We start from the raw sequence: 21,323 nt of genomic DNA, 5'->3' as shown, positions 1-21,323 counted from the left end.
GGATATGTTACTTAGCTTTTGATACTGCCCATTACAGGAACCGACTCTGATGCTCGCTGCCTTCAGACACTACCCGTTTTCGGTCAATCTGCTGCTGTCATCTGCGTTGTTCCTGACACTGGGGCGCGCCATTACCCTGCCGTATATGGTGATTTATCTGTCATCCAACTTCACGTTGGGCATCAGCGAGATCGGCCTGGTAGTGGGCGGTGCGATGCTCGTCGGCTCGTTGCTTAGCCTTTACGGCGGCTACCTGACTGACAAGATCTCCAGCTATCGATTGATCCTCAGCTTCACGGGGTTTTTCACCGTTGGCTTCGTCGGCATGTGCGTCACGTCCCACCTGTGGCTGTTTTTCCTGTTTCTGGTGTCGTTCAATTTTGCCTATTCAGTGATCGATATCGTGGTCAAGGCGGCGTTTGGCAAACTGCTGCCGGAAGCCGAACGCGGCAAAGTGTTTTCGGTGCGCTACACCCTGATCAACATTGGTTATGCGGTGGGGCCGTTCATTGGCGCGGGGCTCGCGCACATGGACATGAAACTGCCGTTCCTGGTGTCTGCGATCCTGGGCATGAGCTTCTTCCTGACCTACATGGTGTGGGGCGACAGGAGCCTCAGCTCCGCCGACCCGGCCAATGCCCCGGTGTCGTTCGTCGCGGTGGGGCGCATTCTGCTCAAGGACTATCGCCTGGTCTGCTTCACGGTTGGCGGCGCATTGAGCGCCGTGGCGTTCGGCCAGTTCACCGGCTACATCTCGCAATACCTGGTGACCACAAGCACACCGGAATTTACCTACCGGGTCATCAGCTCGGTTGTGGCGGTTAATGCGACGGTGGTGATCTGCCTGCAGTACATCGTGGGCAAGCGCATTACCAATGAACATTTGAATCAATGGCTGACGGCGGGCTTCAGCCTGTTTCTGCTGGGCGTCGTCGGCTTTGCGTTGTCCACCACCGTGCTGCATTGGGCGTTGGCCGTGGCGATCTTCACCGTGGGCGAAATCATCGTCTTCCCGGCCGAGTACATGTTCATTGACCGCATCGCGCCGGACCACTTGCGCGGCATGTATTACGGCGCGCAAAACCTGTCCAGCCTCGGCGGTGCGCTGGGGCCGGTGTTGTGCGGCTTTGCCCTGGCAACGCAGTCGGCGCATTTCATGTTCTACATGCTCGCGGCGTTTATCGTGGCGGGCGGGTGCTTCTATCTGATGGGTGCCTCGTATTCCAAACGCTACGACACTGGACGCGGTGATCGTGGGCAATGAGAAAAATGGAGAGGGAAAAAGCGGACGCTGAAGCAGGCTATCTTGCAGATACGTAGTGTTTGATTTACCGCTACCTTCCCTGGAAATCCCGCAATAAGGACTACGCACATGGACGTTGGAATGGCTCATGCGATCGAGACCGCAGAAAGCGAGTATTTGTGTTCCCGCGTTGAGAGCTTGTCTCGGGTCAGTGGAAACCCTTTTGGTGCTCGTGTGTTTTTCAACGAAGCGTTTCCATGCTTTCAAGTGAAGGCATCGCCCAGCCCGATGTTCAATCGCATCTACGGCGACAGCGCCAGCAAACCCCAGGCACTGTTGAGCCTACTCAAGGAATCAGCAGAGTACTCGACCGTAACGCCTCTTATCGGCAAGGCCTCGACGTTGGAACAGCACGCTTTTGTGGGGGAGGGGCGCTTGGAGCGCCTGAGGGGTTGGACGCACCTGCAGCTCGCGTGCTCCATCGAGGACGTGGTTTTGAACCACCACGCATTCGAAATCGAAGAAGCCACCTCACACACGCTGCCTGAGTTCGCAGCCGTTCATGCGAGTGGCTTTCATACCAAGCCAGAGCATCGTCAGATGAGCCAGGCTTCGTTTGCAGGACTGATGGCAAATGACCGTCTGAAAATCTACGTCCTTAAAGCTGATGGACAGGTGGTTGCAGGCGCGTTGATGTACCTGGCCAGCAACGGAGTTGCCTACCTTGGGACGGCAGCCACCCGAAAAGATGCACGAGGCTTGGGTTACCACGGAGCCCTGATCTCTCACCGCATAGAGCATGCGAAGAAGCACGGCAGCCTTGTGATCGCCGCAACTGCGCTTCCCAGTTCGCAAAGTCGCCGTAATTTGCAGCGCACAGGGCTAACGGCATCTCACGCTCAGGCGCTGTATCGTTTGGTGGGTAGTTGAGGTATGTCGGTGTGAGCGGCTGTTATTGATCGATAGCTGTCTGCCGCGACGGGCAGCAACCGGCCAATAGCAGAAACTCGGCTTCGGCCGTTTTCGACCCAATGCAGCCAGTTGTCATCCGAGGCTGAAGTCGATCAGTTATCGCCTGTCGGAGAGGACAGGAGCGGCGTCTAAAATAGCAAAATAAAGTTGGATGATTGGCGGCAAACGGCGCATTTAAATTAAATTCATGCGCCGTTTTTGAGACCTTGGAAGACCTGATTTTTTCTTGTGACGATTTGTTAGGGAGAGTTAGGGGCGGCCGGTTGCATTTCCATTTCCACCCGCCAAAAGTGGTCCTTCGAGCTATGCCAGCATGTGAAGCATCTCCATGAACATCGGACCTGATAGATCACGTATCTCTCCGTCGTCAGCAACCAAGCAACCTGCGGCGCCAGCGAATGACTGTTGGTCATGCGCTGGGATGTCCAAGCTGCAAATGATCCTGTAGCGAAACAGCCAACCGCAGGCGACGCGACCGCACAGTTCTACCGTTTGATGATAGCCATCAACGGACAGGGGCCGTGCACCGTGGGCCTGCGCAAGGCTATATGCTGTACTGCCGGTAGATTCGCGTTGGGAAGATTTGTTGTTCATACGTACTGGAAACGGCTGGAATAGCAGCCGATTATCTACTCGTTTGGTTTGAATGTCTGGGCGCCCGCTCTGGGTCGATTATGGCCCTCGCGACAGTCAGAGATCGGCCAACGCGGCGTTCGATCCACTACCTTCCAGCCGAAAAGCGAAAACCTCCCGATCTGTGAAAGTTAGTCTCCAAGGGTACGCATTATTTCCTCGACCACCGGCTTCGTGTATTTCTCACTGGGGTCAGTTCCCGGTGGGTCGTTACTACGGAACCATTCACCTTGATCGAATGCCTGGTAAAGCAACAAAGCGGGCTGAGGCATGTCGTTAGTCATTCCTACTTCAACCACAGTATTTATGATCCCGTTCATAACGCCGTTGCAAAACTCATAGAGCAGAGATCCTTGTATGTAGCCTTCCGCAACCGCGACGGACAGCTCGTTCAGCACATCATGCGGTGCAACGCCGAACCTTTCGCAAATGGGGACTAGATCACTCAGCGTTAAACCGTCTGCTTCCGCTTTCACCGACAGTTCCTTGAGTTCGATCTTCGGTAACACCATGAGCATGGGCTTCTTCCGGTTAGGTGCGAAAGGGGTCGTTCATGAGTGGAAGCAACCGGCCAATCGGTCAGTCGACTGATCAGGTTGAGACGGCGCAGAAGCGGACATAACATCAGGCAGATAAATAACGCCCGACTCTCGCTTCCAGTAGCGTGATCAACGCTGGTGCCATGTATTCGTAATCGTCAGAAATATTCAGGCAGATGATACGTTTATCCGCCAACTCCGAGGTGAAACGAGCAGTGAGTTTCTTTCGATGGTTTTGCTCCATCACAAAAATGAGATCGGCCCACTCGAGAAGCTCCTGGCTTACAAGCACATCCGCATCGTTATTAACACCAGCCGATGCTGTCTCAACACCCGACCAATCAGCAAAAAGTTGCTCGGCGGTCGGACTACGTAAGCGATTTTTGCCGCAGATGAACAACACATTCAAAGTGGTTTAACTCCAAATTTTTCCGGCGATCCGAAACTCAGGTTCGGACACATACTGACAGCTTAGCTTGTGAGAACCATAGAAATGCGTCCGCTCCGGGCAATCGAGAGAAGCCCCTCGCGAGCGGCTGCTATGGGTCGAAGGCGGTGGTTCATGAGCGGTAGCTGTCGGCCAAAACTGGTCGTTGGCGGTGACCTGAATTGGCAGATCCACGCAGGCACTCTGGACTGAGAACTTAATGCACGGATAGAACGGACTATTTCGACAGGCACTGTCAGGTGTTATCCGCTACGTAGTAAAGAATGTACCCGGAATACACGAGAGAACCGGCCGCCACTTCTGCTTTGAAGCACTCTGTGATTGCATCCTCATCAGCAAAACCGTAATCCGACAACTTGTCGCCGGCAAAACTAGCAAGTCGCCATGCGTCGAAGCCATCGATTTCACCACGATCCCCAAAGTCAAAGTCTACTGTACCTGTGGGGAGGCTTACCGCGCAGCCATAGCCGTGCTTGAAGTAACGAACTCCGCCTTCCAGCTCTCCACGCTGAGGAATGTCGGTTACCACCCAATCCGTATTGGTCGGGGGTCGTGGGATACCAGACCGCTGCATCATGTCCACCGCGGCGGCAACGCTTGCTTGGTAGTCACTGATCAACATGGCGAGTTGGTTATTCATACAGTCTCACATTATAAATAAGCAGCACTGAGGCCAGAGATTGAAGAGGGTAGCATTCGAAGCAACTTCTCCAGCAGGCGGCAAGAAGCGGCATTGCCGTCGGCTACAACTGCGTTTAGCACCTTCAGCCCGATTGCGTCGTGGGCGTAATCCATGACCCGTTGCATTGATTCAAAACCGTAGCCCTTCCCCTGTTGCCCGCTGAGAAACAAGTAGCCGACTTCTGCCGTCACTTCTTCATCGGGCACAGGCTTCAATCCCGTGACCCCAACGGCACAACGATCCAGGCTCAAGCGGTTAAACAAATCGGGTATCTTTAGCCGCCTCAGCCGCCAGTCTGCCTCAGGCTCAGCGCATGATCGATAGTTTAGGGAAAAATGGAATGACACTCAGGGTGATGGTGGTCGGTGGCTACGGCAATTTCGGCAGCATCGTTTGCCGGCATTTGGTGGTGGCGCCGGGCATTGAACTGGTGATCTCCGGCCGCGACCCGCACAAGTTGCAGCGCAAAGTGGATGAGCTGAAAAGCCAGTCGGGCACCGCCTGCGAAGGCTGGTGCGGCGATGCCATGGGCGCCGGGTTCGCGTCCGTTTTGCGGTCGATGAACATCCAACTGGTGATCCACACCGGCGGGCCGTTCCAGGGGCAATCCTATGCGGTCGCCCAGAGCTGCATCGACGCGGGCGTGAACTACTGCGACCTTGTCCGACTGCCGCACCTTCGTCAATGGCGTGAGCGTGCTGGATGCACAAGCCCGGCAGGCAGGCGTGGCAATCCTCAGTGGTTGCAGCTCCGTGCCGACGTTGTCTTCCGCCATCATCGATCAGTACCGCTACCGCTTCACCCGCATCGACGCAATCGAGCACGGCATTTCCTCTTCGGCCAAGATGCCGGGCTTGTCCACCGTCGAAGGCGTGCTGGCTTACGCGGGCAAACCGATCAAGCAACTCCGGCATGGCCAGGTGTATGAAGTGCTGGGCTGGCAGGACCTGACGCTGCGCAAGATGCCTGAGCTCGGCACGCGGGTGTTGGCGAATGTGGACGTGCCCGACATGGACATCTTCGCCAGTCGCTATGGTGCCCACACTTTGAGCTTCAAGGCTGGCGCGGGGCTCAAGCTTGGTGGTGTCGCCAACTACCTGCTGGCCCAGGCGCTGCGCACGGGAATCGTGCGAGACCATGTCGCCTGGGCCGCGCGCCTGCATCGGCTGGGTACCTGGTTCGAGCGCTTTGGCGATGGCAAAAGCGCGATGTACATCGACGTGCAAGGCCTCGGCACCGAAGGGCATCCGCTGTCCCTGGCGGTGCAACTGACGGCCCTGAATGACAAGGGCCCGGAAATCCCCAGCTGCGCCGCCGTTGCCCTTGCCCTCAAAATCGCCCAAGGCTACGTGCCTGAACCCGGTGCGCGGCCGTGCGTTGGCGAAATCACCGTCGACGAATACATGGCCGCCATCAACGACCCGGCGAACCTCAGCCTGGCCGTGCAATTCTCTGACGGGCAGGGCTGACCCATGCTCTATCTGGGCCTGAAGTACATCCACATCATCGCGGCGATTTTCCTGTTCGGCTTCGGCATGGGCTCCTACCTGTACCTGATCGCCGCAAGCCGTACGGCCAACCCGCAAGTGATCGCCCAAGTGGCGCGGATGGTGGTGCAGTTTGATACCTGGATTACCACGCCGGCGGGCTTTATCCAGATCATCACCGGCTTTCTGCTGATCAAGCTTGCCGGGCTGCCGCTGACCACCGAATGGGTGCTGACGTCGCTGATCATCTTCCTGTGCGTGGGGGCGCTTTGGCTGCCGGTGCTGGTGCTGCAGAAGCGGTTGCAGCAGATGGCGCTCAGTGCGGTCGAGACGGGCAGGCCGCTGGATGATGGATACCGCGGCGTTTACCGGAAATGGTTCTGGATGGGCGTTTTCGGGTTTTCCGGGATGTTTGTGATCGTGCTGATCATGGTGACGAAGATGACGCCGTGGCAGTTGATTGGGCTGTGTTGCTGATAAAAGGAACTGCCAATGAGTGAAACCGAAATCCAATCCACCTCACCGGATGATCACTACCGGGTCGAGGTGACGCCCTGGGAGGCGCGGAATACGCAGTGGGTGTGTTCACCGCAGATTGTGGATACATGGCAGGGGAGCTGTGTTTTTCAGTTTGAGGACGCTCGTTGGTCGGCGGATCAGTCGGTGTGGCTAAACCCAACCACAGTGGAGCTCAAGTTGCGCAAGTTCCCGGGAGATAAAACAGGGCGGGGCGTGTGTGTGGTGATTGATTGTGCAGGGCTTGTTGCACGCTTGGGCGATGGCAGCGTGGTTGAGTTATCAGTGCTGGAAGCTGCGCTTGATGCCATTGAGCTGAAATAAAGGCCCGTTCAGGGCTTGGTATTCCAAGCCACTGCACACGACGCCAACCCCGCCACATTCAGCGACACCGGATTAAACGCCTCCCTGAGCATCGCCGGGCTGAACACCGCCACATCCACCAGCAGCCCCGCCAGCGCAGCCGCAGCCACTGCAATCGGCCAGGCGCTGCGTGGTGAAAGCAGTATCCATACCGCCAGGACAATTTCCCCAACCCCCGCCAGCGTGGCGAACACCTGCACTTGTTCGATCCCGTGAGCCTGGATCATCGTCCGCTCGCCCTGGCTCAACCACAGCAGCTTCGGCACCAGCCCATGGTAGGCAAACATGAACGCCAGGCCGCCTCGGGCGATCCAGTTGATGCGCACAAAGGTATTCATGGCTGTTCTTTCAAAAAGCGCTGCTCATGATCCGGATCTGGCAACAGGCAAGTGTCGTATTTCCCGAAAAGCCGATAGCGATTGCGTGCGATGCGATCGTAAGCCCAATCCCGAAGAAAGCGCGGGATGGCGCGCAGGAGCAGCAATGGGCGCCAGCGGGCAGGCAGTTGCGCAATGATTTCGAACACCGCTTCCGAACGCGTCCAATAGTGCCGGTCGCGGATCACTGCGATGGTGTCGAACTGATCCAGCGGCAACCCCGCCCAGGCCAATAGCGCCTGACCTTCGGGCGACTGAACGGCCGCCAACCGCACACGCCGGTCGCGGTCATGGCGAATCAGGAACCTCGCCCAGCCGTTGCACAGCTTGCACACACCGTGGAACAGCACCACGGTTTCGCCGGGCTTAAGGAGTGGTGCGGGAGTAGGGCGGGTGTGGGAGGCGGGCATGTGTGTGGGTCCAGTCGGGCCGGGTTAGCCTGGATCATACTCGCGTTCGCCCACACTGTTCAGTCCGGGAGTGGAGATCTAACAAGCAAAGAAAATCCAGTGTGGGAGCGGGCTTGCTCGCGAATGCGGTGGGTCAGTCAGCACATTTTTCACTGCCACACCGCATTCGCGAGCAAGCCCGCTCCCACAGTTGATCTTTGTTGGATTGGGCATTGCGTTCACAACAGCCGAACCTAGCGCGACAACACCGGCGCTGCACCTTTTTCCTCCGCGCCCACATCATGCAGCGAAATCCGTGACGTCTCCGGCAACGCTAACCCACCCGCCAACGCCAGCAGCGCCACCGCAATCAGATAAAATGCCGGCGACAGATTGCTGCCCGTGGTACTGATCAACCACGTCGCCATCAACGGCGCCGTACCCCCAAAGATCGTATAAGCCATGTTGTAAGTAATCGCCGAAGCGGTATACCGCGTGCGGGTCGGAAAGGTCTCCGACAGCAACGCCGCCGTCACCACCCCACACAACACCGCGCCCACCGCCAGCAACATCACCCCGACGATAGACGCCGCGAACGAGCCGGAACTGGCCATCAGGAACGACGGGTACACCACGACCATCAACAACACACACGCCGTCATCACCGTGACCCGACGCCCCACGCGATCCGAATACAACCCCGCCAGCGGGCAAATCGCCGCCGCGAAGATCAGTGCAATCAGCGACACCAGCAACGCCATCGCACGGCTCAGCCCACCCGCCACCTGCATATACGTCGCGAAGTAGGTGGTGAACATATAAAACGACAGCGCCGTGAGCGACACAAAAGCGCCCAGGCAGCAGATCGCCGCACCATGGTTGCGCAGGGTTTCCTTGAGCGGGGAGTGGGCGACCGCGTGTTCCTGCTTCACCGCCTGGAACGCCGGCGTCTCATCCAGCTTCCAGCGCAGGTAAAGCCCCACCAGGCCCAGCGGCGCGGCGATCAGGAACGGCAGGCGCCAGCCCCAACTGCCCATCGCCTCGGCGGACAACGACGCTTCAAGTGCATAAGCCACCACCGCTGCGGCGGCGAACGCCGAGAACGTCGACACCGGCACAAAGCTGCCATACCAGGCACGTTTGTCACTCGGCGCGTGCTCCATCAGATAGGCACAAGCCCCGGCGTATTCACCCCCGGCGGAGAAGCCCTGAGCGCAGCGGATCAGCGACAACAGAATCGGCGCCGCTACGCCGATGGCGGCGTAGGTGGGCAGCAGGCCGATCAGCGTGGTGGCGCCGGCCATCAGCAAGATCGTCATGGCCAGCGTGCGTTTGCGGCCGATCCGGTCGCCGAGCATGCCGAAGAAAATCCCGCCCAGGGGCCGAAACGCGAACGCCACGGCAAATACCGCGAAGGTCTTGAGCAGTGCCGCGCTGGCGTCGCCGCTGGGGAAAAATTGTTGGGCGATGGTGGTGGCGAGGAAGCCGTAGACGGCGAAGTCGAACCACTCGACGAAGTTACCGATGCCGGCGGCGATGATCACTCTTCGCAGGGTTTGCGGGCTGACCTGTTCGGTGGATGGGCTCGTCATGGGGGAAGGCCTCGGCGGTGGTAGGGGAATGCTTGATTATCGGGGGCGGCAGTTGGGCGGCGGGGCTCAAAAGAGTCGTCCGCGTAGTCAGTAGCGACTTGATGGGGTAGGGCAGAGGCAGGAATTGGGCCAATACATGTGGCCCGCAGGGTGAAATGATTTGAATCCAGCGCGCGCCTTGTAGAGAATCCCCGCCTTTGGCTCGAAAGGATGCGTGCGATGAAGTTCGATGGGACTTTCCAATACCTGGGCAATCACGGGATCGTTTTCAACGTCTCGCAGATCACCCTCACCGACAGCGATCGCGGACGCCTGAGCGAGCTGCATTTTGGCGAAGCGAAAAGCGCCCACTATGAGGTCAATCGTAAGGTCGTCGAGGTGTACGACAAGATGTTGGCCAAGAACCTGCCGTGCCAGATGATGATCGGCATCTCCAAGCCGCTGACCCGGCAACAGGGCGATACCCTCAATGCTCAGCGCACCAAGATCGCTAACCTTGCCGCCACCGCCTTCGGCTCTGCCGCCACTGTGGCCTCCCCCTACGCGGTTGCTCCTGTAGGGGTCGGTGTGCGGATGTACGTGAATGAAATCTTGCCCACCTATCATGCAGGCGACGTATTGGTCAGCATCGAGGCGCAGGTCAACGGCGGTATCGGCCCGCAGCGCACCGGTACAACACTCATCATCAAGACCTGACTGGAGAAGCCCATGTCCGAAATTATCCAGTTGGTCATTGCCCTGGTGCTTTACTTTCTGTTGGATCGTTTTTTAAAGCCGTATCTGCTTCGCAAGTGGCTGGGGATGTTGCTGGTAGTGGGTGGTGCGGTCGGCTGCGTTGCTGCAAGTCAGATCCACTTATTGGGGTTTGATCTGGGGCTGATGTCGATCTTTGCCGTTCCGCTGGGATTGGGTTTGTTCAAGAGGCGTCGACGGTTCGAGCCGATTGGCTGACGAGAGGCAAGCATTTCCGCTGATTGGCGCTCGTTCAACCTTGGTATTACTCAACCCGGCCCCATAACTAGGGCTGTATCCATCCAGGGGAAGAACACGCCATGAGCAACCAAACTGAAACCGCCATCCTCGCCGGCGGCTGCTTCTGGGGCATGCAAGACCTGTTGCGACGCTACCCCGGCGTGCTGCAAACGCGCGTCGGCTACACCGGCGGCGATGTGCCGAACGCCACCTACCGCAACCACGGTAACCACGCCGAAGCCATCGAGATTGTTTTCGACCCGGCGGTGATCACCTACCGGCAGATCCTCGAGTTCTTTTTCCAGATCCACGACCCCAGCACGCCTAACCGCCAGGGCAACGACCTGGGCCCCGGCTACCGTTCGGCGATTTATTACCTGAGCGAACAGCAACGCGACGTGGCGGAAGACACCGCAGCGGATGTGGATGCCTCGGGGTTGTGGCCAGGCCGTGTCGTGACGGAAATCGAACCGGCGGGGCCGTTCTGGGAAGCGGAGCCGGAGCATCAGGATTACCTGGAGCGGATTCCGAATGGCTACACCTGCCACTTCATCCGCCCGAACTGGAAGCTGCCGAAACGCGGTTAAAAATGTGGGAGCGGGCTTGCTCGCGAAAGCGGTGTGTCAGTCAGCAAATTTCTCACTGACCCACCGTATTCGCGAGCAAGCCCGCTCCCACATAAAGCAGCTCCTACACAAAGCGTCTCTCTCACAAGGCGCTTATCTCACAAGGCGCCTTTCACCTCAGCGCATCTGCAGAATAATCGGGCTACTGCTCGCCGGGCCCGTGTGCTCACGCAACTTGCCCACCGCCTTCGCATCCACCGCACCGCCCTGATTGCCCCAGGTACCGCGCACAAACGTCAGCACCTCGGCAATCTCCTGATCCGACAACTGCTCCCTGAACGCCGGCATGCGATAAGCATCCGCCACATTCGCCGCCACCACCCGCTGCGAGCCATTCAAGGTGATATTGATCGCCGAAGCATTCTCCTTGGCCAACGCCGAAGTCGCACCCGCCAGCGGCGGCATCCAGTCCGGTTGCCCTTTGCCTTCCAACCCGTGGCACGACGCACAACGGGTCACATAGGTATGGGCGCCCGGTGCATCCAGGCGTTCCGCAGCCGACACTGCCTGATACTGCCAGGCCTTACCATCACGCTGCTCGTCCCCCGGCAACGACCTGAGATACCGCGCAATCGCCGCCAGGTCATCGTCGGTCATGAACTGCGTGGAGTTGTTGAACGCCTCGGTCATCGACCCATAAACCACCGCATGTTTATTGCGACCGGTCTTCAGGAATTGCACCACTTCCGGCTCACTCCAGCGCCCCAGGCCCGTGTTGTGATCGTCCCGCAGGCTCGGTGCGTACCAGCCATCCAGCAAGCCACCGGCCAGATACGGTTTGCCGCTCTCATCCAGCGCCTTCTCGTTAAAGGCCAGGCCCCGTGGCGTGTGGCAACTGCCGCAATGCCCCGGCCCCTGCACGATGTAGGCGCCGCGGTTCCACAGTTCATCCTTCCCGGCCTTCGCTACGTACGGCTTGCTGTCGGTAAACACACCATTCCACAGCGCGATGGGCCAACGCATATTCAATGGCCAAGGGATCGAACTCTCGATATTCGCCTGCCGCACCGGCGCCACGCCCTTCATGAAGAACGCATACAACGCGCGCACATCATCGTCGCTGAGCTTGGCGTAGGACGGATACGGCATCGCCGGATACAGCCGACGCCCACCCGGCGCGACACCCTGGCGCACCGCGCGGTCGAAGTCGGCGAGGCTGTAGCGGCCGATACCCGTTTCCGGGTCCGGCGTGACGTTAGTGGCATGGATCGCCCCCAGCGGCGTGGCCATTTCCAGCCCACCAGCAAAAGGCGCGCCGTTGGGCACGCTGTGGCACGCCACACAGTCGCTGAGCCGGGCGACATACTCGCCTCGGGCGATCAGCGCCGGGTCTGCGGCGACAGGCTCGGCGCCCAGCGGCGAAACCGGCTCACGGCTGACATACCAGGCCAACAGGCCTGCCGCGACCAGGCACGGCAGCGCCAGCCAGCCAACGGTTCTTGCGAATCGACGGTTGTTCATAAGTGCTCAGGCCCCGGTCAGGTGAAGGAGTAGCGGCTTAACGGCATGCTGCGAATGCGCTGCCCCGTCAAGATCGCCACGGCGTTGGCCACGGCGGGTGCCACGGCTGGCAGCGGCGGTTCGCCGATGCCACCCATTTTTTCCCCGCTCTCGATCACGCGCACATGCACCCGTGCCATCCGCGAAGGCGGCAGCACCGGATACAAATCGTAGTTACGCGCCCGAGGCAAGCCGTCCACATACACCGCCTCTTCCAACAGCACCTGGGACAAGCCCAGCGACACTGCCCCATGCACCTGCGCCTCGACAATCGCCGGGTTGACGATGCTGCCCGGGTCGATCGCCTGCCAGATGTCATGCACCTTGACCTGCCCGTTCTCGATCGACACCTCGGCGATCACCGCCGTCTGCGTGCCAAACGGCGACGCCATCGCCACTCCACGGGCGCGCTTGCTGCCGTCTTCGGCGGTAAACGGACCACGTTTCCAGCCCCCCGACAACTCGCCCACCGCCTTCAGCAGCGTGGTCAGCCGCTGGTTATCCCGCAACAGATGCAGGCGCAACTCGAACGGGTCTTTACCGCCCTTGTCAGCCAGTTCATCCAGAAAGGCTTCATAGAAAAAGTCATTCAGCGAGTTACCCACCGACCGCCAGTAACCCAGCATCACCGGGCCCTTCACATAAATCTGCGCGATGCGCTTGTTGGGAATCGCATACGACTTCCCGGACAACCCCTCCAGCGCCGTCGGGTCGAGCTTCTCGCCCTGTTTACCGGCCAGAGCCTCGGTCGGCCCCTCCGTGGCACTCACCGCTTCAATCGCCACCGGCCAGCCATCACTGTCCAGCGCCCCACGGAAATTCACCGCCGCGACAGGGCGCAGCACATCCCGCAGAAACTCTTCTTCGCGGCTCCAGATCAACTTCACCGGGCGCCCGACCGCCTTGGCCAACTCAATGGCCTGCGGGTAAGGGCTGGCCGAGTCATACAGAAAATGCCGGCCGAAAAACCCACCCAACAGCGGCGAGTGCAGGGTAATCCGCGACGGGTCCAGACCGGTGCGCTTGGCGATATCGGCCAGGAACATATCCTGCGCCTGATTCGGCAACCAGATCTCCAGCGAACCATCCGCATTGAAACGCGCCAGCGCCGAAGGCGGCTCCAACTGCGCATGGTGCAGATACTGGTTGTGGTAAGTGGCCTCGATCTTGGTCTTGGCGTTGGCCAGCGTACCGGCCACATCACCCTCGTTCTCATCATCCCGGGCCGGGCCGGTTTCGGCGGCCAGGCGCTTGAAATGCTCGTCGCTGGAAAAGTCCTTCGGCATCCCGCGCACTTTCGAATCCGCCGTCGGCTCCAGCCAGTCCACCTGAATCGACTCCACCGCACGCTTGGCATGCCACCAACGCTCAGCCACCACCGCCACTGCACCCGGCAAGCGATGCACCGAATGCACCCCCGGCATGGCCTTGACCTGGTCCTCATTGCGCAGGTTGCCCACCGTCATGCCCAACCGGGGCGCATGCTGCACCGCCGCGTGGAGCATGCCGTCCACCTTCATATCAATGCTGTACAGCGCCTTGCCGGTGGACTTGTCATACGCATCCAGACGCTTCACCGGCTTGCCGATCCAACGGAACTGGCTCGGATCCCGCAGCTTCACGCTGGCCACGTCCGGCACCGGCAGGTCCATCGCCCGCCCGGCCAACTCGCCATAGGTAAGGGAACGCCCGGACGCCGCGTGCACCACCTTGCCCGGCTCGGTCGACAACTCACCCACCGGCACCTTCAGCGCCTGTGCCCCGGCCTCCAGCAACATCGCCCGGGCCAACGCACCCAGCCGGCGCATCGTCGGGTAACTCATGCGCACCGACATACTGCCGCCGGTGATCCGCATGCCATTTTCCATCACCACAAAGGCTTCGCCGGGCGGGGCGCACTCCACCAAGAACGTGGCCGGGTCGGCGTCCAACTCCTCGCCGACAATCTGCGCCATCGCCGTGAACGTGCCCTGGCCGCCTTCGATAAAGGGGCTGAGCAAACGAATCGTGTTATCCGGACGAATCTCCAGGAACGCCGGCACCTGCGTACCGCGTTCACCAGCCGCCGCCGCAGTGGCCGCCTGCACCCGGCCAGAACCCAACGGCAGACCAAAGCCAATCACCAACGCACCCACGGCCGTACTGGCCAGGAAACGACGGCGGGACAGATTCACCGGGTCATTCAACGCCGCGACCAAAGGCAGGGCAGCGGGATCAATGCGAACGTTCATCAGGCGTCTCCCTTCGCAAGGTCATGCACCGCCGCATGAATCGCGTTATAGGTGCCGCAGCGGCAGAGATTAACCATCGCCGCGTCGATCTGCGCATCGGTCGGCTTGGGCGTCTGCTTGAGCAGCGCCGTGGCCGCCATCACCTGGCCGGACTGGCAATAGCCGCATTGAGCGACCTGATACTCGACCCAGGTCGCGACCACCCGCTTACCGACATCATCGGACTCGATCGCCTCGATGGTCGTGATCTCCCGACCGACCACACCGGAGACCGGCGTGACGCAGGAACGCACCACGTTGCCGTCCACAAGCACCGAACACGCACCGCACTGCGCCAGACCGCAGCCATATTTGGTACCGGTCATGCCCAGGTTGTCGCGGATGACCCAGAGCAGAGGCGTGTCGGGTTCTGCATCGACTTGGTGGGTCTGCTGGTTAATTCGTAATTCCATGGCTCACCCGCTGATCATCGGTTGGTTTTGCATTTTTTTAGTATTTTTGGGCGGTGAAGTGGGGCTTCGCCGCAGGGCATCGTTGGCCCGTTATGGTTCACGCGCGCGTGGTTTGAGTAGTTTAGCGGGCGTTTGGATTGACTCTAGACCGTAGGTCAGGGGGGCGCTATGCGGAGGGTGAAAGGTCGGAGGATTAGGCAAGTATTCGACAGGAATGCGATAGGGGAGGCGGGAGTATGGGCGTAAGCGTCAATCGGTGGACGTTCGATCTACGAAGCTTCGTGGTTGCCTTGGTCAGCACAGTAGCTGTAATTTCGTTCTTCAGTTAGCGAGGATATTTCATTGAACGACTCTGAACATTTGGAAGAACTGTGCGCCCGTTTCAACTCCGGGGAACAGCTGAGTTTTACGTTTTTCTGGGGGCACCAACGCAGCAAAACGGCCGTCACCGCTTCGTGCTTCAGCCAATGGTTCGAGGCTGGGTTCATTGTCGAGGGGCAACATTACCCTACAGCCGAACACTTCATGATGGCCGAGAAAGCGGCCTTGTTCGACGATCAGGAAATTCGTGCGCAGGTGCTCCGCGCTCCTACACCTAATGCCGCCAAAGCACTTGGCCGCAACGTGCGCGGATTCAATGACAAGGTTTGGCTGCAACACCGATACGACATCGTCGTTCGAGCGAACCAGGCCAAGTTCTCTCAGAATCCACCGTTGAACGAATACCTTCTAGAAACCGGTTCGCGGGTTATTGTCGAAGCCAGCCCGGTTGATAACATCTGGGGGATAGGGCTCGCACAGGACAACGCGGATGTGAACAATCCGAATCTGTGGAAAGGTTTGAATCTGCTGGGATTTGCGCTGATGCAGGTGCGGGATGGGACCGGTATGCCTGCCTCAAGGTAGTGCCCTGACCTTACTCACGAAAAACGCACAAGCCTTGGCGAAGGCCAGGGCTTATTAAATGCCGCCCTAAATTCATCGCTTGAATAAATTATGCCAAGCTCGGTTTGTGCTCGAACATCACCTTGATCTGCGAATACCGTGAATATTTCGACGGCTTTGATTTTGTCCTTGGCTTTGATAGCTGCCCAACCATCTTCAAACGTGGGTGGTTTGCAGGCAACCAACAACAATGACATGAGTAATGTGGCTACCCGTTTTGCCTGGTAGCTTCTTTGGAATTCAGCGTACAACTCGACTGCCCGAACATCTTCCATACCTGTTGTCCTTTTCCCATTCACTTGGGCTTGCAGGTGGTTGATCTGTTCAGAACCGGCTAGCGGCTCACTTTGCCCGAGCGCACGTCGAGGTATAGTCGATTGGCTGTGGTCATGCCGCCGCAGTACATGAAATACATACCTTGACCTCTGGCAGGGGATGCCATCCATCCGCCGATTTCTTCGAAGTCACCGGCGGTGCAGGTGCCGTTGTCTATGAGCTCACGCGCTGCTTTGGTGAACTGGGCGCGGTAGCGACGGTAATCGTCCGAGTTTTTGACCAGCACGTCGTCACCGGTCGCCCCCTCCCCGGGGTCTGCAGGTCTGTCTTTGGTAAGCGACTTTGTAGACAGCCACTCTGCGAACATCCCGTTATTAATGCCGTTGCTGGCGACGCACGCGGAGTTACCACTCTTCACGTATTCACTGATGCCTCCTGAGCAAGAGGCTGAGTAGGGCTTGGTAATGCGGACCCAAGCGCCTTTCGTCTCCAAAACCTCGACTCCTTCGCGGAACATTAATTGGCCTGCAACCCCACATTTAACGGACGGACAGGTGTGGCGCGCCACTCGGTCGGCAGACACCCAGAGATTCGGTTCTGCAACAGCCATGTTAGTCGACATCAATAAGGTCATGGCAGTGAGCAAGGCGGGAGGGGCCATATAACGCTGCATTTTGGTTGCGATGTCCATGTAGTCATTCCTTTGTTTTCGCGGACGCGAAAATGGGCGTCCTCCTACTGGCCAAGCCCCGCTTTTGAGGGCAGGGCTTGTGGCATTCCTGGGCGGCAAAACTAGAATCGCGTTGACTGTCTGCTTCTGGCTGAGGCTGTGTAAGAAAAAATGGTGTCAGACCACGATAGCAAATCGTGGAGCGTGATCTGATCCGATCTTCCTATACTGGCCATCCCAGCATGCCAGGCGAAGCGCAACCTATGCCCATCAAACCCAATCAAAACTCCCCAGTGACGTTAGTCCGCGCTCAACAAAGCGACTTGGACGATCTTGTTGCCCTTCGAATTGAGGCCATGCGCGAAAGTCTGGAGCGCGTCGGGCGATTTGATCCGGTACGGGCGCGCGAGCGGTTTGTTAGCGGTTTTGAAGCCCACAACACACATCACATTGAAGTGTCTGGGGAGAGGGTTGGCTTTGTAGTGGTCAAGCATCACCCCAATGAACTCGTGCTCGACCACTTATACGTGAGGCCGAGCGCGCAGGGGTCAGGGATCGGCTCTGCTGTGCTCACTCAGATTTTCAAAGAGGCGGATGCAGCTGCACTCCCGATTAAAGTAGGTGCCCTCAAAGAAAGCGCCTCGAATCGTTTTTACACCCGCCATGGTTTCCAGTTCGTCGAGAGAAGTGAGTTCGACAATTATTATGTCCGTCTGAATCTACGGTGAGCGGCCCAACGTGTTAGTGGGTTGACGGGATGCAGGAATTCCGCTTATCAGCGCCTCTAAGCGCTAGCCTGAAACCAGCAAATAAAGGGGACGGCTTCATTAAAAATGGATCCATCCCTTTTTCGCTCCACCTCTCGACTTACGCGACCTGAGCCTTGGTGGAAGGCGGGGTAGACTTGTGATAAGTCAGCAACACAATCCCAGTCACCACAATCACCCCGCCCACCACCTGCCCGGCGCTGAGCATCTGGTCGAGCACGATCCAGCCCATCAACAACGTCGCCAGTGGCTCAATGTTCATCACCGGCGCATTACGCGGCATATCCAGGCGCGGCACCGAAATGAACAGCACGATAAACCCCGTGCCATACAGCACCACCAACGTGGCCAGTGCCAACCATCCGGTACCGGTGGCCGGCAGGTTCAGGCCATCGACAAGCGCACCGCTCAAACCCGCGAGATTGACGCTGCTGAACACGATATAAATCGTCAGCAGACTGCGCACTGAACCGCGCACCTGAGACAGCTTGTGGTCGGTGATCCACAGCGCACAGGCGAATACGAAGGCGGCGCAAAAGGCCAGGGAGACGCCGACCAGCCATTCCGGGCCGAGGGTGGTGTTGGCGGAGAGGCGGCCGGGTACGTCCAGCACGAACACCAGGCCCACCAGAATCAGGCCCATCAGCAAGGCCGTGCGTGCGGTGGGGCGTGGGCCGCCGAGTGCCCAGGTGAGCAGGGCCAGCAGGATAGGGAAGACGTTGGCGACCAGTAAGGCCAGCGCTACCGGGACGCGGGCGACGGCGGAGTAGAGGCAGAGGCTTTGGGTGGCGATGAGCAGGCCCAAGAGGACTTGCCAGCGCCATGCGCCGGGAGGGAGGCGGAGGTTTTGGCGTTGGTATAGGACCAGTATCGCCAGCACTAACAGAGTGCCGCCGGAGCGCATGAGGATTGCCAGGAGGACTCCGGCGCCGTCGTCGAAGGCTACGCGGGCGGCGATGTGGTTGCCGGCGAAGGCGCAGCCCATGCAGAGGAGGATCAGGACGGCGATGTGGCGGGGGAATTGGCTGGGGGCAGGGGGAGTCATGGTAGGGGCTCGGGAGTTGGCTCCATCGTCGAGGATGGGGAATTATTTTTAGGTTGTCGTACAACTCGGTGATGGGATTTGTAGCGTGTTTGGTGGGAGGGGGCAAGGGGTTGTTTTAGTTTGGTTGGCTAAAAGTGCCTACTGAAGAGGCTTAGACCGAAATTCGTAGGGGGAGCCGGGCCTGGGACGGATAGCTCTAATTCAGCTGGTCGTTAGAAAGAGATCGTATGAGTCGTTTGGCGGGAGCGTCCCCGCGTGTTTTCGGCAACTAGGTCGGAAGGGGACGGATTTATTGATTTGGAATAGAACTCTTTTGTCCCGACAATATGGAGATAAGTTGAATAATTCGTGATGGTCGGGAACGGCTGTTCGCGAAAGACCGCTTCCGGCCAAAAGCAGTCTGTCGTGAAGGTGAGGAATCGACGAAAGCGAACCAATCGCTAGGGTGTTGCGACTGGCAAGATGCTAAATTATCAGTAGAACCATCTTCGATCCAGAAAACCAGTTTTTAAAGATATCGAACTATCACAAATGATAGGAATACGTTTAAGTTTTTTCTAGACCATCGCTGACTAAAAAAAGTATGATGCACATAAAATCAAACACCTACGGCAACTCTATCAGACAAGGAAGATTTTAACTTTGAACATTCGGACGTACGGAAATGCAGCTAAAGGGTTAGCAAAAAATCCATTAGGAATAATTGCATTATTTATCGTGATGATATACGGCTTTGCGGCATTGACTTTGGGCCTTAATAGCTCTCCTCAGCCTGCAGAGCGATTGCCTCTTGTATGGTTTTTAGTAATATTCCCTATAATTGTATTAGGCACATTTGGGTGGCTCGTTAGTTATCATCACGAAAAATTATACGCTCCGAATGATTACAAATCTGATGATGGTTTTTTACGAGGAATGGAGTCTCGCACCAAACATACTAAGGAACTTCAAGAGCAACAGCACGAGTTAAAAGAAAAAGTGCGACAGGCATTTAAATCATCTTTTGAATTCACTTCCCAAGAAAACGCCCAAGGCCTTCTTGAAAAGGTTACTGAAGAAATTGACAAAGCCACGACAATATCTGTTGATGCGCGAAAGTTTCTCGATAATGAGGCTGCTTTGTTTGTTTTTCCAACAGCAGCTTTTGAGACATTGGGGGAACTTACAAATGAAATTTATTTTAAACTAAAGAATAAGGTGCAAGCTTTTGAATATGGGTATTCGTGGCAGTTACGCGAAAAGACATCAGGCAAAATTATAAAGAATTCTCGCATGATCACAGGCGCTCGCAGGGGAAGGCCTTTGGCCGACTCTAGAAGTCTTGCAGAAGTCGGAATTACTCCAGGCATGACGCTTTGCGTGGAGTCACCGATGTTCGCTTATCAATAGTGGCACCAAGAAAGCAAGCAACTTAAGAGAAGAAGCTAATTTGAATTTTGAAAGCAAAGTTATTTTCGGTTTTACTCTTTTGATTGGTAGGCACAGACTGTGGCGTGCCGTATTGTGCCAGTCAAAACAAGCGGTAATTGGCGAGACAGTTAGCGCTCAGGAGCGATAGGCTTCGATCAAAAGACATAGGACGCTCGAAAAAATGGAATTTATTTTGATGTCTGCTATGAGGTTTTTACAAACGTTCGGCGGCACTTTTGGAAGTTCTATCGCTTTTTGGGCATTTGAGCTGTGGGGAGGAAATCCAAAGAGAGTTCCAAGCTTGTTTTTGTTACTGATCGCTGGTTTTTTTGCTTTGAGTGCTTGCCTCAGATTTTTTGACGAAGGCTTTAAAAAGACGCTCCTTTCTACTGGGGCTCTGCCATCGATTGTTATTTTTATGATTTCTGCCATCTCCATCAGACGAGGGTGGTTTGGCTTCAGTATTGATCTTGAACGACCGGGATTTATTGGCCAATGGCTACTCATAATGATAGGTGTTCAGATAGCACTCATCATTATTTATAAGGGTATGTTCAAAACCATTTATAATGTCGTGTTCAAAACCAAAGTAAAGCATCATTAAACTGAGTACTGGCTCGCCGGTGAAAGCTAAAAGCCACTACGGTTTAGTAGTGACAGTTTCGACCACGCCAGAGTCAAATAAGCCGCTGGAATACAGGCACTATGTGTTAGTCCTAGATTGAATTCCAAGCAGTCATCACGGGCCGTTTCTATCCGAAAACTGCCTCTCGTAAAGGGCAGCTTTTGGCCGAAACCAGCCCTTTAATTCCCATACCGGTCTACCATGCCACCCCCGGCAGTGGTTCCACGCGCTACCGATCTCAATCTCAAGGTATCGCCCATGACCTCGTTCACCCGCACCACCCCATCCTGCATCTCATCCGAGGCATTCCAATGAGCATCGACCAAATCAGCCTCCCAAAAGGCGTAGGCCCTCAGGCCATCAAACTCCTCGACGCCATCACCGGTGCTGACACCAAAGAAGACCTCAACCGCGCAGGCGGGAAGGCCGAAGGTTTTGTATTGGGTCTGGAAAGCGCCAAAGCCATCAAAAGCCAAATCGCCGAGTCGCTGTATGTGGCGTACGACGACGCGGCGAGTAATCGGTTGGGTGAGTTGAAGGGCTAGTCCCGCAGGACTGCGTTG

Annotated in this window: 25 protein-coding genes and 1 pseudogene; 13 read left to right on the top strand and 13 right to left on the bottom strand. The window is 57.3% G+C overall.

Features of this window, described 5'->3' with window-relative positions:
* Window positions 1–49 precede the first annotated feature (49 nt).
* Both HBJ59_RS00280 and HBJ59_RS00275 read left to right on the top strand, forming a co-directional pair.
* Complete coding sequence (locus tag HBJ59_RS00280) at window positions 50–1,264, top strand: MFS transporter (protein ID WP_167662468.1); 1,215 nt, start codon at window positions 50–52, stop codon at window positions 1,262–1,264.
* Between the two features lie 108 nt (window positions 1,265–1,372).
* Window positions 1,373–2,173 (top strand): GNAT family N-acetyltransferase, encoded by an 801-nt coding sequence (locus HBJ59_RS00275; protein ID WP_167662467.1) that lies wholly within the window; start codon window positions 1,373–1,375, stop codon window positions 2,171–2,173.
* A gap of 806 nt (window positions 2,174–2,979) precedes the next feature.
* On the opposite strand, the gene HBJ59_RS00270 is transcribed toward HBJ59_RS00275, so the two are convergent.
* From HBJ59_RS00270 to HBJ59_RS00255, 4 genes are all read right to left on the bottom strand, one after another.
* Window positions 2,980–3,366 (bottom strand): hypothetical protein, encoded by a 387-nt coding sequence (locus HBJ59_RS00270; RefSeq protein ID WP_076016118.1) that lies wholly within the window; start codon window positions 3,364–3,366, stop codon window positions 2,980–2,982.
* Window positions 3,367–3,472: 106 nt separating this feature from the next.
* Complete coding sequence (locus HBJ59_RS00265) at window positions 3,473–3,796, bottom strand: low molecular weight protein tyrosine phosphatase family protein (RefSeq protein ID WP_167662466.1); 324 nt, start codon at window positions 3,794–3,796, stop codon at window positions 3,473–3,475.
* A 274-nt stretch (window positions 3,797–4,070) separates the two neighbouring features.
* Window positions 4,071–4,475, bottom strand: coding sequence for a hypothetical protein (locus HBJ59_RS00260; protein WP_076016116.1), 405 nt, complete (start codon window positions 4,473–4,475; stop codon window positions 4,071–4,073).
* Window positions 4,476–4,486: 11 nt separating this feature from the next.
* Window positions 4,487–4,864: a GNAT family N-acetyltransferase gene (locus HBJ59_RS00255; RefSeq protein ID WP_083676698.1), complete on the bottom strand. Its 378-nt coding sequence runs from the start codon at window positions 4,862–4,864 to the stop codon at window positions 4,487–4,489.
* Between HBJ59_RS00255 and HBJ59_RS00250 the strand changes: the two are divergent.
* From HBJ59_RS00250 to HBJ59_RS00240, 3 genes and pseudogenes are all read left to right on the top strand, one after another.
* Window positions 4,858–5,986, top strand: a pseudogene (locus HBJ59_RS00250) (saccharopine dehydrogenase family protein). The gene HBJ59_RS00255 and the pseudogene HBJ59_RS00250 overlap by 7 nt on opposite strands.
* A gap of 3 nt (window positions 5,987–5,989) precedes the next feature.
* Window positions 5,990–6,481: a DUF2269 domain-containing protein gene (locus tag HBJ59_RS00245; RefSeq protein WP_167662465.1), complete on the top strand. Its 492-nt coding sequence runs from the start codon at window positions 5,990–5,992 to the stop codon at window positions 6,479–6,481.
* Between the two features lie 15 nt (window positions 6,482–6,496).
* Window positions 6,497–6,844 (top strand): hypothetical protein, encoded by a 348-nt coding sequence (locus tag HBJ59_RS00240; protein WP_167662464.1) that lies wholly within the window; start codon window positions 6,497–6,499, stop codon window positions 6,842–6,844.
* A gap of 8 nt (window positions 6,845–6,852) precedes the next feature.
* Here the strand turns inward: HBJ59_RS00240 and HBJ59_RS00235 are convergent, their stop codons facing one another.
* The 3 genes from HBJ59_RS00235 to HBJ59_RS00225 form a co-directional block, all read right to left on the bottom strand.
* A complete protein-coding gene (locus tag HBJ59_RS00235) occupies window positions 6,853–7,221 on the bottom strand; it encodes a DoxX-like family protein (RefSeq protein ID WP_167662463.1) in 369 nt (122 codons plus the stop codon).
* Window positions 7,218–7,670, bottom strand: a complete 453-nt coding sequence (locus HBJ59_RS00230) for a thiol-disulfide oxidoreductase DCC family protein (RefSeq protein ID WP_167662462.1) — start codon at window positions 7,668–7,670, stop codon at window positions 7,218–7,220. Before HBJ59_RS00230 ends, HBJ59_RS00235 begins: the two co-directional genes overlap by 4 nt.
* Window positions 7,671–7,903: 233 nt before the next feature.
* A complete protein-coding gene (locus tag HBJ59_RS00225; protein ID WP_167662461.1) occupies window positions 7,904–9,241 on the bottom strand; it encodes an MFS transporter in 1,338 nt (445 codons plus the stop codon).
* Window positions 9,242–9,460: 219 nt separating this feature from the next.
* Here HBJ59_RS00225 and HBJ59_RS00220 point away from each other — a divergent pair, with 219 nt between their 5' ends.
* From HBJ59_RS00220 to msrA, 3 genes are all read left to right on the top strand, one after another.
* A complete protein-coding gene (locus HBJ59_RS00220; protein WP_167662460.1) occupies window positions 9,461–9,937 on the top strand; it encodes a hypothetical protein in 477 nt (158 codons plus the stop codon).
* 12 nt (window positions 9,938–9,949) lie between these two features.
* A complete protein-coding gene (locus tag HBJ59_RS00215) occupies window positions 9,950–10,192 on the top strand; it encodes a hypothetical protein (protein WP_167662459.1) in 243 nt (80 codons plus the stop codon).
* Between the two features lie 101 nt (window positions 10,193–10,293).
* Complete coding sequence (gene msrA / locus HBJ59_RS00210) at window positions 10,294–10,800, top strand: peptide-methionine (S)-S-oxide reductase MsrA (protein ID WP_076016107.1); 507 nt, start codon at window positions 10,294–10,296, stop codon at window positions 10,798–10,800.
* Between the two features lie 156 nt (window positions 10,801–10,956).
* On the opposite strand, the gene HBJ59_RS00205 is transcribed toward msrA, so the two are convergent.
* Genes HBJ59_RS00205 through HBJ59_RS00195 form a run of 3 tightly spaced genes read right to left on the bottom strand, consistent with a single transcriptional unit; the run spans window position 10,957 to window position 15,022 of the window.
* The gene (locus tag HBJ59_RS00205) at window positions 10,957–12,300 is read right to left on the bottom strand and encodes a cytochrome c (protein ID WP_167662458.1); all 1,344 of its coding nucleotides are present in this window, start codon (window positions 12,298–12,300) and stop codon (window positions 10,957–10,959) included.
* A 17-nt stretch (window positions 12,301–12,317) separates the two neighbouring features.
* Entirely contained in the window at window positions 12,318–14,570 is a 2,253-nt protein-coding gene (locus HBJ59_RS00200; RefSeq protein WP_167662457.1) for a molybdopterin cofactor-binding domain-containing protein, read from the bottom strand.
* Window positions 14,570–15,022: a (2Fe-2S)-binding protein gene (locus HBJ59_RS00195; protein WP_167662456.1), complete on the bottom strand. Its 453-nt coding sequence runs from the start codon at window positions 15,020–15,022 to the stop codon at window positions 14,570–14,572. Before HBJ59_RS00195 ends, HBJ59_RS00200 begins: the two co-directional genes overlap by 1 nt.
* A gap of 342 nt (window positions 15,023–15,364) precedes the next feature.
* Here HBJ59_RS00195 and HBJ59_RS00190 point away from each other — a divergent pair, with 342 nt between their 5' ends.
* Entirely contained in the window at window positions 15,365–15,928 is a 564-nt protein-coding gene (locus HBJ59_RS00190) for an NADAR family protein (protein ID WP_167662455.1), read from the top strand.
* A 14-nt stretch (window positions 15,929–15,942) separates the two neighbouring features.
* On the opposite strand, the gene HBJ59_RS00185 is transcribed toward HBJ59_RS00190, so the two are convergent.
* Together HBJ59_RS00185 and HBJ59_RS00180 are read right to left on the bottom strand one after the other, a co-directional pair.
* Window positions 15,943–16,242, bottom strand: a complete 300-nt coding sequence (locus HBJ59_RS00185) for a hypothetical protein (RefSeq protein WP_167662454.1) — start codon at window positions 16,240–16,242, stop codon at window positions 15,943–15,945.
* A 59-nt stretch (window positions 16,243–16,301) separates the two neighbouring features.
* Window positions 16,302–16,934 (bottom strand): hypothetical protein, encoded by a 633-nt coding sequence (locus HBJ59_RS00180; protein WP_167662453.1) that lies wholly within the window; start codon window positions 16,932–16,934, stop codon window positions 16,302–16,304.
* A gap of 242 nt (window positions 16,935–17,176) precedes the next feature.
* Here HBJ59_RS00180 and HBJ59_RS00175 point away from each other — a divergent pair, with 242 nt between their 5' ends.
* Window positions 17,177–17,641 carry a GNAT family N-acetyltransferase gene (locus HBJ59_RS00175; RefSeq protein ID WP_167662452.1) on the top strand — a complete coding sequence of 155 codons (465 nt, stop codon included), beginning with the start codon at window positions 17,177–17,179 and terminating at the stop codon, window positions 17,639–17,641.
* A 139-nt stretch (window positions 17,642–17,780) separates the two neighbouring features.
* Here the strand turns inward: HBJ59_RS00175 and HBJ59_RS00170 are convergent, their stop codons facing one another.
* Window positions 17,781–18,725, bottom strand: a complete 945-nt coding sequence (locus tag HBJ59_RS00170) for an EamA family transporter (RefSeq protein ID WP_167662451.1) — start codon at window positions 18,723–18,725, stop codon at window positions 17,781–17,783.
* A 642-nt stretch (window positions 18,726–19,367) separates the two neighbouring features.
* Here HBJ59_RS00170 and HBJ59_RS00165 point away from each other — a divergent pair.
* The 3 genes from HBJ59_RS00165 to HBJ59_RS00155 all read left to right on the top strand — a co-directional run bounded on the left by HBJ59_RS00165 (window position 19,368) and on the right by HBJ59_RS00155 (window position 21,305).
* Window positions 19,368–20,114: a hypothetical protein gene (locus HBJ59_RS00165; protein ID WP_167662450.1), complete on the top strand. Its 747-nt coding sequence runs from the start codon at window positions 19,368–19,370 to the stop codon at window positions 20,112–20,114.
* Between the two features lie 202 nt (window positions 20,115–20,316).
* Window positions 20,317–20,739, top strand: a complete 423-nt coding sequence (locus HBJ59_RS00160; RefSeq protein ID WP_167662449.1) for a hypothetical protein — start codon at window positions 20,317–20,319, stop codon at window positions 20,737–20,739.
* A 332-nt stretch (window positions 20,740–21,071) separates the two neighbouring features.
* On the top strand, window positions 21,072–21,305 hold the full coding sequence (locus tag HBJ59_RS00155) for a hypothetical protein (RefSeq protein ID WP_003214497.1): 234 nt from the start codon (window positions 21,072–21,074) through the stop codon (window positions 21,303–21,305).
* Window positions 21,306–21,323: the final 18 nt, after the last annotated feature.

This window comes from Pseudomonas sp. AN3A02, from assembly GCF_011765255.1.
In the GTDB taxonomy this organism is placed as follows: Bacteria; Pseudomonadota; Gammaproteobacteria; order Pseudomonadales; family Pseudomonadaceae; genus Aquipseudomonas.
The sequence above is the reverse complement of the archived record's forward strand: the minus strand, read 5'-3'. Positions and strand labels throughout refer to the sequence as shown.